Annotated in this window: 8 protein-coding genes and 1 pseudogene; 1 reads left to right on the top strand and 8 read right to left on the bottom strand. The window is 41.3% G+C overall.

Features of this window, described 5'->3' with window-relative positions; all coding sequences use genetic code 11:
- Positions 1-14: 14 nt before the first annotated feature.
- The 5 genes and pseudogenes from GNF10_RS07350 to GNF10_RS07330 form a co-directional block, all read right to left on the bottom strand.
- Positions 15-1,325 (bottom strand): hypothetical protein, encoded by a 1,311-nt coding sequence (locus tag GNF10_RS07350; protein ID WP_185586388.1) that lies wholly within the window; start codon positions 1,323-1,325, stop codon positions 15-17.
- 261 nt (positions 1,326-1,586) lie between these two features.
- Positions 1,587-2,978 (bottom strand): cobyrinate a,c-diamide synthase, encoded by a 1,392-nt coding sequence (locus GNF10_RS07345; RefSeq protein ID WP_185586387.1) that lies wholly within the window; start codon positions 2,976-2,978, stop codon positions 1,587-1,589.
- A 36-nt stretch (positions 2,979-3,014) separates the two neighbouring features.
- Positions 3,015-3,632 (bottom strand): annotated as a pseudogene (locus GNF10_RS07340) (S-layer homology domain-containing protein); the annotation flags it as partial.
- A 1,687-nt stretch (positions 3,633-5,319) separates the two neighbouring features.
- Entirely contained in the window at positions 5,320-6,033 is a 714-nt protein-coding gene (locus GNF10_RS07335) for a conjugal transfer protein TrbI (RefSeq protein ID WP_185584792.1), read from the bottom strand.
- Positions 6,034-6,435: 402 nt separating this feature from the next.
- Positions 6,436-8,724: an NACHT domain-containing NTPase gene (locus tag GNF10_RS07330; RefSeq protein ID WP_185584793.1), complete on the bottom strand. Its 2,289-nt coding sequence runs from the start codon at positions 8,722-8,724 to the stop codon at positions 6,436-6,438.
- Between the two features lie 162 nt (positions 8,725-8,886).
- On the opposite strand from GNF10_RS07330, the gene GNF10_RS07325 reads away from it, so the two are divergent.
- On the top strand, positions 8,887-9,078 hold the full coding sequence (locus GNF10_RS07325; protein WP_185584794.1) for a hypothetical protein: 192 nt from the start codon (positions 8,887-8,889) through the stop codon (positions 9,076-9,078).
- 88 nt (positions 9,079-9,166) lie between these two features.
- Here the strand turns inward: GNF10_RS07325 and GNF10_RS07320 are convergent, their stop codons facing one another.
- The 3 genes from GNF10_RS07320 to GNF10_RS07310 all read right to left on the bottom strand — a co-directional run.
- Positions 9,167-11,329, bottom strand: coding sequence for a tetratricopeptide repeat protein (locus GNF10_RS07320; RefSeq protein WP_185584795.1), 2,163 nt, complete (start codon positions 11,327-11,329; stop codon positions 9,167-9,169).
- A gap of 393 nt (positions 11,330-11,722) precedes the next feature.
- On the bottom strand, positions 11,723-11,902 hold the full coding sequence (locus GNF10_RS07315) for a photosystem II assembly protein Psb34 (protein WP_179074287.1): 180 nt from the start codon (positions 11,900-11,902) through the stop codon (positions 11,723-11,725).
- 191 nt (positions 11,903-12,093) lie between these two features.
- A partial coding sequence (locus GNF10_RS07310) for a thiazole synthase (RefSeq protein WP_260446226.1) occupies positions 12,094-13,787 on the bottom strand: 1,694 nt, incomplete at its 5' end.

Here is a 13,787-nt window from a genome sequence, read left to right as displayed (position 1 = left end):
TAGAGATAAAGTATTTATTTAGGCAAAAAATTGAAACCATAGCTGATGCTGATAACGACAGCAGTACCACCAGGTGTCCTATCCGTGAGGTCTGAACCTTGAAGTACAACTGTAAGAGGAATAGTTGGAACCGGAACGAAAGAAACTCCAGCGTTTAGACCTACTCCACTCCAAGATGCACCAATACCAACTTGAGGATCAACTTGTAAACCGAATCCTCCAAATACCCCAACACTGTCATTTCCTGGGCGGAAGTTACCGCCTCCCACTCCCACTGTGAGCGCCAATGGCATTTTATTATTAGAGTTATTCGGTTGCAACACAGAGACATTTGTAATCGCACCATAGACAGTAGAATCAGCTACTGCTTCATTGCCATACTGAGCAAAGGTATTCCAGGCAACTGCACCTGCAATTTGATTTTTACTACCAGCATAGAGAATACGGTGGGCTTTGAGATCGAAAGTTCCATTAGCACCAAAGTTTTTGATACTACCGTTGTTAAAGGAGACTTCTAAACCAATTAATTTCTGGCTATTTCCCAAACCAAAACCTGTACTTGTACTGCCATCGAAACCTGTATCGCCATTTGCTTTCTTGCGAGTTGCTCCCGATGCTGCTAAGAAAAAGTCTCCCCAATTAGCGCCGAAAGCACTGGGAATCCCAAAGCTGAGGCTAGGAGGATAGGTTTGTTTAGCACCGATGCCTCCCAACAAAGGCTTAATTTTTAGCCTTTGACGTAATTCACTATCATTTAGTTCAGTTTCAGAGCCAGTAGAAGGAGTTTGAGTTTGGGATAGAATGCCTTGGTTGGGTGGTATCAGCAGTTGTGCTTGACTAATATTTGACGAGTTGACTTGAGGGGAAAAAATCGCTTTTCGGGTTTGAGTGTTGGCTGATTCAGTTAAAGATGCATTTTGTTGTTTTTTAAAAAAATTGCTAGTTTTTAAAGAAGCAACGTGTTGTTTTTGGTTGAAGATTTTAGGTTTAACGTTAGCACTAACACCATCACTAAAATTTACAGTTTCTAATTCAGCAACACTAACGCTTACAGTTTCTAATTCAGCAACAGTATTACTTTTCTGAGATGCCAGCAACCTTTGTCTTAAGCTAATATTTGGTTGTGTATTAAGTCTAGATAGTCTCAATTGAGTCTCTGGATTTTCAGAAATAACGCTATCCGCAGCAACTGCCGATTGGATAGAAATATCTGTCAACATTAGCAGAAAAGTTAACAGGATTTTCCCTTTGTTCCAGCAAGCAGAGTTAATACTAATCATTTCATAAGTATCACTACTATTAATATTTTTTTGTATTTCATGCATCAATGATATTCCTGTTGTAAAATTATTTACCTAAATACGAGATTAATCTATATGTAAAATTACTGTTTAGCAATAGTAATTTTACGGGGATATGGGCAATTGGGAGCATCCCACCTTTTATTTAGCGAGCCAAGATTAATCCATTAAGATAGGCACAACGGTGAGCATAAAAGAAGAGAGGCTTTGATGCTCACTCCCCAACCCTAGTAGGGGAGGGGCCGGGGGTTAAGTCTCTATTTAACGCAATTGAAAACCGCTATATTATGCGTAAGTTTTACATTCTTTAAGAAACTGTTGGGGAATTTCTACACTTCTCCCCCAATGCAGATGAACATAAGAAGCATGAACATTTGCAGGTAAACCCCATCCTTCGCATCCCATATTTTCATCACAATCGTAGCGAGAAGTTTCAAATAGGGGCTTAGTGGGAGTTAAGGTTAAATGGGAACGATGAAATTCATGTCCGTGAACAGCTGTACCTGCCTTCACTAATAGATTATCTTGCAAAGCTACTGCACGACGATAGCCCAGAGTTAAACGCGCACCCATGACAGCAGATGTCGGTAAAACTCCCGTCATCGCCCAAGATTTACCCTCAAAATCGATAATTTGCTCACATAAATACATTAATCCTCCGCATTCAGCGATCGCAGGCATTCCTTGGAGAATTGCTGTTTTCACTCCATCACGAACGCTGGCATTTTCTGCTAGTTGCTGGGCAAAAATTTCTGGGAAACCACCCCCAAAATACATTCCCTGGACATCTTTTGGTATTGCAGCGTCTTCTAATGGACTCCAGAAAACCAGTTCTGCACCAAGTTGTTGCAGCAAATCGAGATTGTCTTGGTAATAAAAATTAAAAGCGCGATCGCGGGCAACTGCAATTCTGATGGAGGAGGGAGAATGAGGCAGATTAGGGGGATGAGGAAGAGGTTGTGATTTTAACAGGGGCAATAAGTTTTGCCAATCGAAGCAAGTATCTCCTAAATCGGCGAGGCGATCAATTAAAGCGTTGAGTTCGGGAAGTTCTGCTGTGGGTACTAAACCCAAATGGCGATCGGGAATTGTGATGTTATCTTGACGGCGCAACACGCCGAGAACGGGTAATTTTAAGGGTTTTAGGGCATCTCTGAGGAGAGAGAGATGGCGATCGCTTCCCACGCGATTTAATACTACCCCAGCTATTTTAATTCGGGGGTCAATAGATTGGTAGCCATGAGCGATCGCAGCTACAGAACCCGATAAGCGACTGCAATCAATCACCAACACTACAGGTAAATCTAAAAGCCGTGCAATGTGTGCCGTACTTGCAAAGTCAGTAATTAGCCCTTTGTCTTCTGCAAATGACAAAGGACTCATGACTAATGACGAAATTCCATCAAATAATCCCATTACCCCTTCTACTAGGGCATATTCAGTCAGTTGACTATGACGGGCAAAACATTGCTGAACGTAGGTTTCTGAAGTCAACACTGGGTCTAAGTTGCGACAAGGACGACCAGTTACGTGTTGATGAAACATCGGATCGATGTAGTCTGGGCCTACTTTGAAAGATTGCACCAGGCGATCGCGACGACGTAAAGATGCTAAAAGGGTAAGCGTGACTGTTGTCTTGCCCACCCCACTACGTTCTCCAGCAATGATTATAGACATGGATAATTGTTGATTAGGCAGTTAATTGCTGAGGTTTGACACGACATAAGGCGAGTTAATTGCTGAGGCTTGCTTAGAACTAACCAGTGCTTGGTAGATAAAAGCTGCTACCTGGGCGCGAGTTGCGGTTGCGGTTGGATTCAGGGATTTGACATTAGGATAGTTTACGACGATTTGTTTTTCAGTTGCAGCTGCGATCGGGCTACGGGCATAGCTAGCGATGTTAGAGGCATCGTTAAAATATTTCAGAGTGTTTTCGGTATTGCCACCAAAAGTATATCCCAGACCGTTGGCGAGGGAAACCAAAACCTGCTGGCGGGGAATAGCCTGGTTAGGTTGAAAACGATTACCGGGATATCCAGATAAAAAACCAATGGTATAAGCTTGCCCAATTGCACTGTATGCCCAATAGTTGCTAGGCACGTCAGCAAAACTTATCGCCTGCCTCTGCTGTGATTTAGGGAAAGCTTTGTTGACCATAGCGGCAAATTGAGCGCGTGTCACCGGTTCTTCAGGGCGGAATCTACCATCAGGAAATCCAGCAATTACACCTCGCTGTGACAATTGTTGAATAAATTGTGCTGCCCAATAGTTAGATGAAACATCAGAAAAAGCAGTTTGAGCTAAAGATAGCGGGGAGCATCCCGCTTGGATAGGTTTCCCTTGTAAACTATAAGTTACTGACTCACAAACAAAACCTGCGGAATTAGACTCTACATAAATCTGTGTTGGTGGATTTTGTTTATCTAGCCGCGATTTCCAATCATTAGATATTTTTTCGAGAGTAGGATACTTTTTTAAAACCTGTGAATCTGCAACAATATCGTGAGTTCCCTTAACACTTATTTTAGAAGCATTAAGATATATATTGTAATCATAAACAACGTTTTTATTTTTATTGTTACTATTAATATCTTTGCCAGGGTAAGCATAGAGAATATTGTTTAAAATCTTGATATCAGATGATACATTAGCAAATATTTGCCCATCTTTAATTTCAGGACTTTGATTATTTAAAACAGCAGTGTTATTTACAATATCAACATGATCGCTTAAGAATGTATGAATACCTGAGCCACCATTGTTAAATGTCAGATTGTTTTTAACTAAAGTGCGTCCTTGATATGCGCCCAATTTTGAATTATTATGCTCGTTTCTTGTATTATCAATAATAATACCATTACCATCTGTGATCTTTCCAACTGCAATCCAAGGGATGTACATACGATTGTTGTAAGCCTTGTTGTTGGTAACAAACATTTTGTATCCCTGGTTTTTGTCAGAATTCCAATTACTCAATATTGAAATACCACTAGCACCATAAACACCATACCAGGCATTATTGAAAACTACATTATTATCTACTGTCACATAATCTGATTGAATCGCTGAAATACCTGCTCCTCCACAGTCATGCACTTTATTGTTCAGAATACGGATGTGATGAACATGACCACTGGTTCGCCCGTCAATGCTGATGCAGTTTCCACTCGTGAGTGGGTTTAGTTTGTTATTCTTCTCACTCATCGCATAATCAAGAGTTATATTGGCATTATTCCCTATAACCTCCAGTCCGTTGATCTCAATATATGAAGCTCTACTTGAAATCAGAATACCGCTCCATGTATTGTGCTGAATTTTTGGGAAATGTCCAGGATATGCTTTATACCTAATCCATGCATTTGCAGTTCCAGAACGTTTAATATTTACTGCACTCAAAGCTTTGGCTACATTTTTGTAGACTCCATTCATAATCAATACTGTATCACCAGGGTTGGTAAGGTCTGCTGCTTTCTGAATTGTCCTGAATGCAGATGAAGTAGAAAGTCCGCTATTTTTGTCGTTTCCATTACCACTAACATAGTATGTTTTCGGTGTTGAATTCGCGCTAATTAGCTTGCTGCTGGATAGGTTAATTTCGTTGTTAGTAGATATCTGAGGGGCGTTTTGACCTAAAGGTAGTTCTATTTTTTCTCCCTGAGTCAGAAGAATTAATGCCACGGGAATTACAAGAGATGTGCTTAAAATGAAACCTTTATTTACCATAAGAAAATGCTCTTTTATACACTACTTGATAAAAAGTATCAGGATATTAGGTAATTTTAAATACTCTTTTAGATAGAGAATAAAATAGAGATGACTTTCCTAGCTCTTTCTTTCAATAGCATACTTCAACAAGTATTCCAATAAATATCGATGGTGATGAAGACGATATAGAGATATGATAGTTGCTGTTAAATAGAATTTTTTAGGTCTAAAAATGAAGGCGATCGCACACTCTAGTTAAAGTGGCGATCGCCTATAAGGGGTGATTAAAGTCACGACTTGAATAGAGTAAAATCTAGTAGCGCGAGCGTGGTACTAAATTCAAATTAGAATTCAGTGTGAGCCTTAAATCTTGTGCGGGTCTGATGACAAACACATTTGCTTCTTTTTTCCGTAATAGGACACTTGCACCTGCACCCGCAGCCGCACCAATAACAGGTTTTAAATCATCAATTCTGTTGTTACCAGTAATTAGTGAACCTAAAAGACCAGCACCTCCACCAATAGCTGCATCAGTTAAAACCTGACCAGTGCTAGGCCCTTGTGAAACTTTTTGAGTTGTGGTGTATGTCCGAGAACTTGCATTAATCGACTGACGCTGACCATTAGAAAATTCTAATTCTTGAGCGACAAACCGCACGCCTTTTCCTTGGTTGTCATCTGTATTTCTTGAATAATTATCTAAGTCAACAGATTCTAGCCGTCCATTTACTTTAGTTCCAGCAGGAATTAAGACATTTCTATTTCTGTCGATAATGTCATTGGCTATTCTCAAGGTTATAGATTTACTTTCCCCAGGAGCAATAGTAATAGTCTCTTTCTCGTAGGTGACAGGAAAAGCAACCCCAGAAGGAATGGTAACGTTTCCATATTGAGTATTTCTGTCTTGCCCAATTCTATATTGTGCATTGGCAGGAGCCAAGCTTAATAGGGGGCTAGCGACGCTTGCGGTAACGGCTATTGCCATTAGTGCAGCAGTTCTAGATTTCCATTGATGTGAGCGAGCCATAAGAGGGTTTTCCTTTGTGTATGTGATGTATTTAATGACGGTGATTTACTGAGTTTGTTTCTGACTGTTTTTGAACCTGTCTATAAGCGTATTCCGAAGATAAAAGCACTTGTTATCATGGCAGTCTGTGCGATCGCAACTCTGAATTAGTATCCTGCTAATGTGCGTTATTCAAATCAGAGGCAAGACATTCATACGACGTAAACGAGTATCATTTTGTTCCTAAGTGTTCTTTTATTACTTATGTCCACATATCTAAGCCATTAAATAGAGGGGATAGGCTAACTGCGAACTCTTACTTATATTCTAGATTTATTTGCTAGGACTGGGTAAATATTTTCGTTTTCCTAACGAATGATTTACCTGTGGGGCTGAAAGATCAACTATCTGCTGTGTGTGTATTTAAGATTGCTGCTGACGCTGTTTAATCTCTGCGATCGGTAATAGCAAAGTATCTTCTATTTGCTGTCGCACTTCACGGCTAACATAACAATCGCTATTTAGACAATCTGCCAGTAATTTATTGGTATCATAATACTGCTGAAGCAATTCCTTTTGCTCGTTACTGAACTGCCAATCATGACCAATATTGCGATGTTTAATCATTACTAGTCTTAATTCTTCACACCAAGCCTTTCCATTAGCTAACCACCATTTCTCAGATTCTTGCCAGTTTTGTCTGCTTGGTATTTGCTCTTGAAGTTTTTGCAGTAAATTCTTGAGTTCTGGATCGAGGTAGAGGTCGAGGCACAGGGAGAGGCACAGGGAGAGGGAGAGGTCGTAGTCGAGGGAGCGAAAGAATTCAAGGGAGAGAGAGAGGCACAGAGAGAGGCCGAGGGAGAGGAAGAGGTAGTAGTTTAGAGAGAGGTCGAGGGAACTGGAGAAGTCGAGGGAACTGGAGAAGTCGAGGGAACTGGAGAAGTCGAAGAAACGGGAGAAGTCAAGGGAGTGGGAGAGGGAGAGATAAAATGCTCTAAGTGCTGCTGGTTTGTAAGAAACCTCAACGGAAAGAGATTTTTCTTTTACCCACAGAAGAAACTGCTGCAACCTCTGATCATCAGCCACTATAAAATCAATTTTCTCTTTGATCAACAGCAATAACCGATCTGCACTTGGAGACATCCCAACCGCCAGCGAAAAGACTTCCTGCCAGCGTTTCTCAGTAATATGGCTAACAAGATTTTGCAGCGCTTCCTCTGATGACTGTCTCACAACCACAAATTCTCTCGCTGTGAAATACTCATGAAATGTCAGGTGAGAAAATGAGTAAATCCTTTTCGCTCTTGCGACAACTAGCCCATGATGATGCTCAATTGAACGCAAAACTTGCTCACTGTCAAGTTGCAATGCTTCTTCATCAGTATTAGCATCAGGTAAATTACGGATGTATTCTGTAATGTATTGTTCTGCTGCTTTCTGCTTGAAGAAATATTCACTGCTCTCAAAGGTAGTCAATGCCATTTTGCTGAGTAAATCTTCTTTGCGTTGGACTGATAGCTTTTTGTAAATCTGGTCGCGTTGAATTCCCCGCTTGGCATCCCATTTTTTCAATAACGCATCTAGTCCTTCTTTATATAACTCAGAACGATTTGCAGGGAAATCTCCTGACTCTTCAAATGCTAAACAAAGCAACGTCAGCAGCAGAGGACTTGCAGCAAGTTGTTTGATTCGGCTATTCTCTTCGAGACGTTTGATAAAAGTCTCTGGTTTTATAGCTTTCTCCTTAAACCAGTTATTGGTAAAGTTGGAAATTTGGTCATCGTCAAAATCAGCAACTTCCACCTCTGTGAACTTCTCAAAAATATACTCTCGTGCTGCAATTCGGCAGGTCATGACAAACTGATTTTTTGGGTAACGATCAGAAAAATCACGAATTTCTTTTAAGATGCGATCACTATCCTCTTCTCTAACCTCATCCAACCCATCAAGTAAAACTAATGCCTTGCCATAGGTTAGTACATCTCGGATAGAAGAGATAGGATTTATCGTCTCTTCAGTGATGTGTTGCAATAATCCAGGTTTGTTTGCAGCTTCCGCAAAGTTTTTGAGGGTGACAAAAATCGGTACATGTTCAGCCTGAAACTCACCTCCAATACACTGAATTGCTAAATACTTCAAAAATGTGGTTTTACCTGCTCCTGGTTTACCTAAAATCATTAGCTTGGAATACTTCTCAACCGCTTCCAATCCCGGCACTCGTTTTTCAGTAATTTTATTGAGTCCAAAGAGGTCAAAATCCTGGCTGCTACAGTGTTGCAATAATTCATCAATTCCTAGCGGTTGTAGCCCAGTGATTTTTTCCAGAATATTAACGCTGGTGTAAATGTCATTCAAGCCAATGGGTTGAGTCATATCTAGCACTCGCATTGTGCCGCAACGTTCTTGAATGAGGAGTTTTATCTTTTCGCGTACTGCTTGCACGATCGCATTAATATCAATGCTGTTATCTTGATTTACCTCTGGTTCACTAGCCGGTTCAGCAACTATTTCTTCCCACTCTAGGTCTAGCCTGTCGCAAATCTGGACAAAGAGATTGCGGTCAACAGGTTTACCTGTAAAGAACTTTCCGATCGGCTGGCGAGTTACTTCTAACTCTTCAGCTAATGCCTTTTGAGTTAATGAATAACGAATTAAAGCTTTTTTTGCTTTTTGAATACCTTCTAGAGAACAGCAAAGCGATCGCCCGGACATAAGCTAACCATTACACTTTTGCTGATTCTAACTGTCAATTTGGCAATTCATGCTCATCGCATACACAAGTCATTCATATCACAAGCCTGTATTTAAGCCTACAGCAAACACTCGCCTGTCAAAGTAGGAATGTAGTGATTCAAACGATTTGGGGGTGGATCAATGTTATCCAAGAAATTTCCTTCCAGAGATGAAGTCTTAGCTGTTGTAACGCTGATTATGGTGATTGGTTCTCTAACTCTTGCAGTTATCGACGACAAAAGTCGCCCTCAATTTCTCGATTTAACAAAATTTGCTGTTGGTACATATATTGGATTGTTGATACCTCGGTCAAGGTCAAGCGATCACAATTAACTAATCCAAGCCTCTAATAGCCACATAAGCATAGAAACGAAACCCGCGCTGGCGGGTTTTAATTGATATCAAGTTAATTCTGAATACCTTATAACTTTGACAAAATCTCTGGCAACAACTGACTAGGAACTTTAGATAAAGCTAGAGTTTGTCCCTGTATGCCTAATTCATTATGAAAAGCACGAATAGTTTTCACCACATAATTGAAGGTTGTTTGATAAGCCTCTGATTGTTTGCTCAATCCATTTAAAGCTTGCAAATGGTAGTCTAAAGCTACTTCTAAGTGTTGAGAATGTGTTGCTTTATCACCATTAAACGACTTATCTATTACTAGCTGATAATGTGCTAGTGCCAAGTTATTATAAGAGGCAAGTAAATCAAAGCTTAAAGGAGTACCGCTAAGTGAGTGAGCCAAAGCTATAGCCTCTTCATAAGCGCTTATACATAGTTGCAAATACTTTTGACGTGTCTCTTTAGTTGTCTGAGAAAGATTTGCTAAATGCCAGTAAGCAGTACCTAGATTATTTTGTGTAGCGGCGCAGGCACTGGGAACATTAGCTGGAGTGCGATACTTAAGAGCTTTGCTATAGACATTAATAGCTAGCAGGAGATTTTGGGCAGGTTGCTCGTATTGTGCCAGATTCCAACAGGCAGTGCCGATGTTGTTTTGAATCATGCCATACTTGAGCGGTTCCTCTTCGGGGTTGTAGTATACGAGTGCTTCGTTGTAAGCTGCGATCGCTTTCTTTAAATGCACAATCGGTTGGTTGTATTGCCCTAGATGCCAGTAAGCAGTACCCAAATTATTCTGGCAAGCTGCATACTTTAATGAATCCATATTGGCTGTACGGTAGCTGAGTGCTTCATTGTAAGCTGATATTGCCTGCTGCCAATTGTCAGATGGGTGAGAAAAACGAGCTAAATCACCATAAGCCGTCCCCAAATTATTTTGCACACGCGCGTAAGTTTCCCGATGCGTCTGCGGTGAAATCATCTTTAATGCCAACTGATAAAATTCTATTGCCTGCTCTATATAAGTTTGTCCCTCCTCAGAATTGGGTGGTGTACGGTATAACATCCAGTAGAGTGTACCCAAATCATTCAAGATATCTGGAAGTTGTGGTGAGCTTTCGTCATAGCTAATAGCCTCCTGATAGGCAATAATTGCCACCATCAGGTTTTCTAGGGTTGACTCTCCTTGCTCAATCCGAAGGCGGTATAAAGTGCCTAAGCGATGATAAGCTTCTGCCAGTACATCCCCTGAAGCTTGCTTTTCGTGTAATTCTTCAATCTCCAACAAAATCTGCTGCGGTTGTAAATAATTTTCAGTATTTTTATCCCTACTTGCGTTAATTGTTGCGATTACTAGCTCTGTTAACTCGCTACTTACATAAGATAAAGACAACAGCGATTGATTATTTTTACCACTACCAGACCTATTAGTAAATTCCTGGGTTTTGTGTACGCCATTCCCTTGTATCTCTGTTGGGAAACCGGAATTATTCTCAAACTTGAACTCAGAAGTTGTGGTTTTGAGTTCTGCTTGGTTAACTGATTTATCTAAAACCGACTGCTCAATATTCCCTAAATCCAAGTTTCTCGAAGGTGAAAAACGTTCTGGATAGCCTGCATTTTGAGTTGCGGGTGTGGGTTCTCCAGCAAACACAAATACACCAGTCCGGCAACGCCAAAATTGTGGTGCTGATTGCTTAATGGCAGATAACCAAGGACGCGGTATCCACAACAGTAAGTTAGATTCTAGGAATCGGCTGGATTCTTGTGTAGAAAAATATTGCTCACTTAAGCGCAGATAGTGTAAAAATAAACGCTGTGTTGCTACTGTTTCCTTGGTGAGATGTTCCACGCCGACAATCTGAAATGCTGGTACTGGAAAAGGTCTTCCAGGAGTATCTTTTGATGCTCCAACAATTGGTGGTGGATAATTAGCTAACCATTGATTTATCTGAACTATGGGATTGGGTTCGTTTAAATTCAAACGCAATGTGACTAATCGCGGATAAGCTGGAGTGCTATTCTCTTGGGCATTTGATGACTGATATAGCACCTGTCCAACAGGATAAGCCAATGTAGAATGCAAGCGGGCTGCTACTTGATTTCTCAGGTGTAAATCATCACATACTGCTAAAAATAGTTGTCGTCGTAAGCCAAGGCTTAGGGCAAGTTTCAGGCGGTGGTATACTTGCCGATTCAAAGTAGAATTATTGTTCTGTGCAGTATCATTCACGCTCATAGCGGCTAAAAAGCCAAAACATAGTACATATCAACGTTTTGGGTATATCTAAATGGGCTAAAGTCATACAGCAGTTTTCTTTTGTATGAAGTACAAAGCTAGGGGGTTTGAGGCTGGAGGTAGGAAGCAGAAATTTTTGATATGTGATTTTGAGTCCTACATTTTATAGCTCACTTATTTGCAAACTGCTGTAATAAAAATTATTTTTAAGTATAAGTAGATGTTGTGCTGCTCAGAATAAATTTAGCCTTCAAGTCTAACAGCCATAAAAAGTATAATTATATACTTTAATTGCTAGTTCAATTTTAACAAAAAATAAAAAAGCAGGCCCCTCTTAAAATCGGAACCTGAAAAACGATAAAGAAGATTAAGTTTTCTGAAAATATTTTATGATTAACTGCTCTTAGAAACGAAGAAGGCGACTAGAATCAAGCCGACAACCAAAGCTGTAGCGGCAATTCCTAATATGAGATAAGTTCGTTTTTGCCCTTGTGTTGGAGGTTCTGCTTGATAAATCTTTGGTTCCCGGGCAAAATTATTCAGAAGGCCGCCTTCTTCATTGATATAGGGCATGAATTAATTCCTTTATCTTGATACTTCATTTAATGTTACATAAATGATAAATCCGCTCTGAAACTGCTAGACAAATCGTTACATTATTGGGAATTGGGAATTGGGCATTGGGAATTGGGCATTGAAAAGAGGCAAAGGGGCGGGATGCTACACTTGCTGAGGGTAAAACTCCTCTCCCCATTCCCCATTCCCTAATTAGTAATTGTCCCAGTGAGAGGTGAACTAGGACTGGCGTAATCTTTAATCGGCATCCTGCCAGCAAGGTATGCTAGGCGACCGGCGACTGCTCCTAAATTCATGGCACGAGCCATTGCTGCTGGGTTTGGAGAAAGAGCGATCGCACTATTAATCAATAAAGCATCTGCTCCCAATTCCATTGCTTGGGCAGCTTCGGAGGGTGAACCAATACCAGCATCTACCACCACCGGTACATTCGCATTTTCGATGATGATCTGGATATTGGCGGTTGTTTTTAACCCTTGTCCAGAACCAATCGGCGATGCCAAAGGCATTACCGTCGCACAGCCTACTTCTTCTAAACGCTTGGCTAACATAGGGTCAGCGTTAATATAAGGCAATACTGCAAAACCTTCTTTAACTAGTTGTTCTGCGGCTTGCAGCGTCCCAATTGGGTCTGGAAGTAAATACTTAAGGTCAGGTATAACTTCTAACTTGACAAAGTTATTATCTTCCTGCCCTAACAATTTCGCCATTTCTCGCCCCAAACGCGCCACCCGAATTGCCTCTTCAGCAGTTTGGCAACCTGCGGTATTGGGCAACATCCAAATTTTTGTCCAATCCAAAGCTTCGGCTAAACCTTCATGTCCGGGAGCCTTGGTTTGTACCCGTCGTACAGCCACGGTGACAATCTGGCAATCACTGGCGGCAACGCTTTGCTGCATTTCTTCGATGCTGCGATACTTACCAGTTCCCGTCATCAAGCGGGATTGGAAGGTTTTGCCAGCAATAATTAGCGGCGAGTCTTGAACTGGGAGGGAGGATATAGTAGGACGATTCCCGTTGGAGAAGTTGGCAGAATGAGTCAGCATTTGGGTGGATGTAGATGGCTGGGATTGGAAGCGCGAATAGTGAAAATGAGCAAGTAGAGGATCGGGCTTTTGTTCTAAGATTAAATCGGCAATCAATGTGGCTGTTATGGGTGTAAGTAGAATCCCGTTACGGTAATGACCTGTAGCAAGGGTTAAATTTTGACAGTGGCTAGTACCAAGGATGGGTAACTCATCGGGGGTGGCTGGGCGAAATCCCCACCAGAACTCTTGGATGGGATAATGCCTTAATTGAGGATACAGCCGGATGGCAGCTTGTAATAATTTTTGAATGCCGTCTGGGGTGTTGTTGGGGGTGAAGCCAACGTCTTCGCTTGTTGCCCCAATAATTAGGCGATCGCGTCTTGGTACTATGTAAATATTATCCCCAAACAAAATCCGCTTTAAAGGCACTTCCGGCGCAAATTCTGGTAGCCGTACACTCAGCATTTGTCCTTTTCTGGGTAGCACGGGTAGCGGCAATAACTCATTTGACCAAGCACCTGAAGCTAGAACATAGTGCGCGGCGCGAATTATCCCAACATTGGTTTGCACGCCAACCACTTGTCCTTGCTGCTGTAAAAATGCTTCTACTGTAATACCGTCTTTGAGTTCAACACCAACACACTCAGCCGCCGTCCGCAATACTTGAGCTAAAGCCTTATTATCAACTTGTGCATCTTCAGGATACCACCAGCCACCAACTACCTCTACTCCCAATCCTGGCTGATATTGATGAATTGCCTCTTTATTTAACCAGTAAGCCGGGGAAGAGGCAGGAGGACTGGGAGAAGGGTGCAGAGGAGAGAAATTTTCCCCCTGCTCCCTGCTCCCTGCTC

The sequence above is a fragment of the Nostoc sp. UCD121 genome (genome assembly GCF_014222285.1).
In the GTDB taxonomy this organism is placed as follows: Bacteria; Cyanobacteriota; Cyanobacteriia; order Cyanobacteriales; family Nostocaceae; genus Nostoc.
This window is presented reverse-complemented; position numbering and strand designations above follow the sequence as displayed.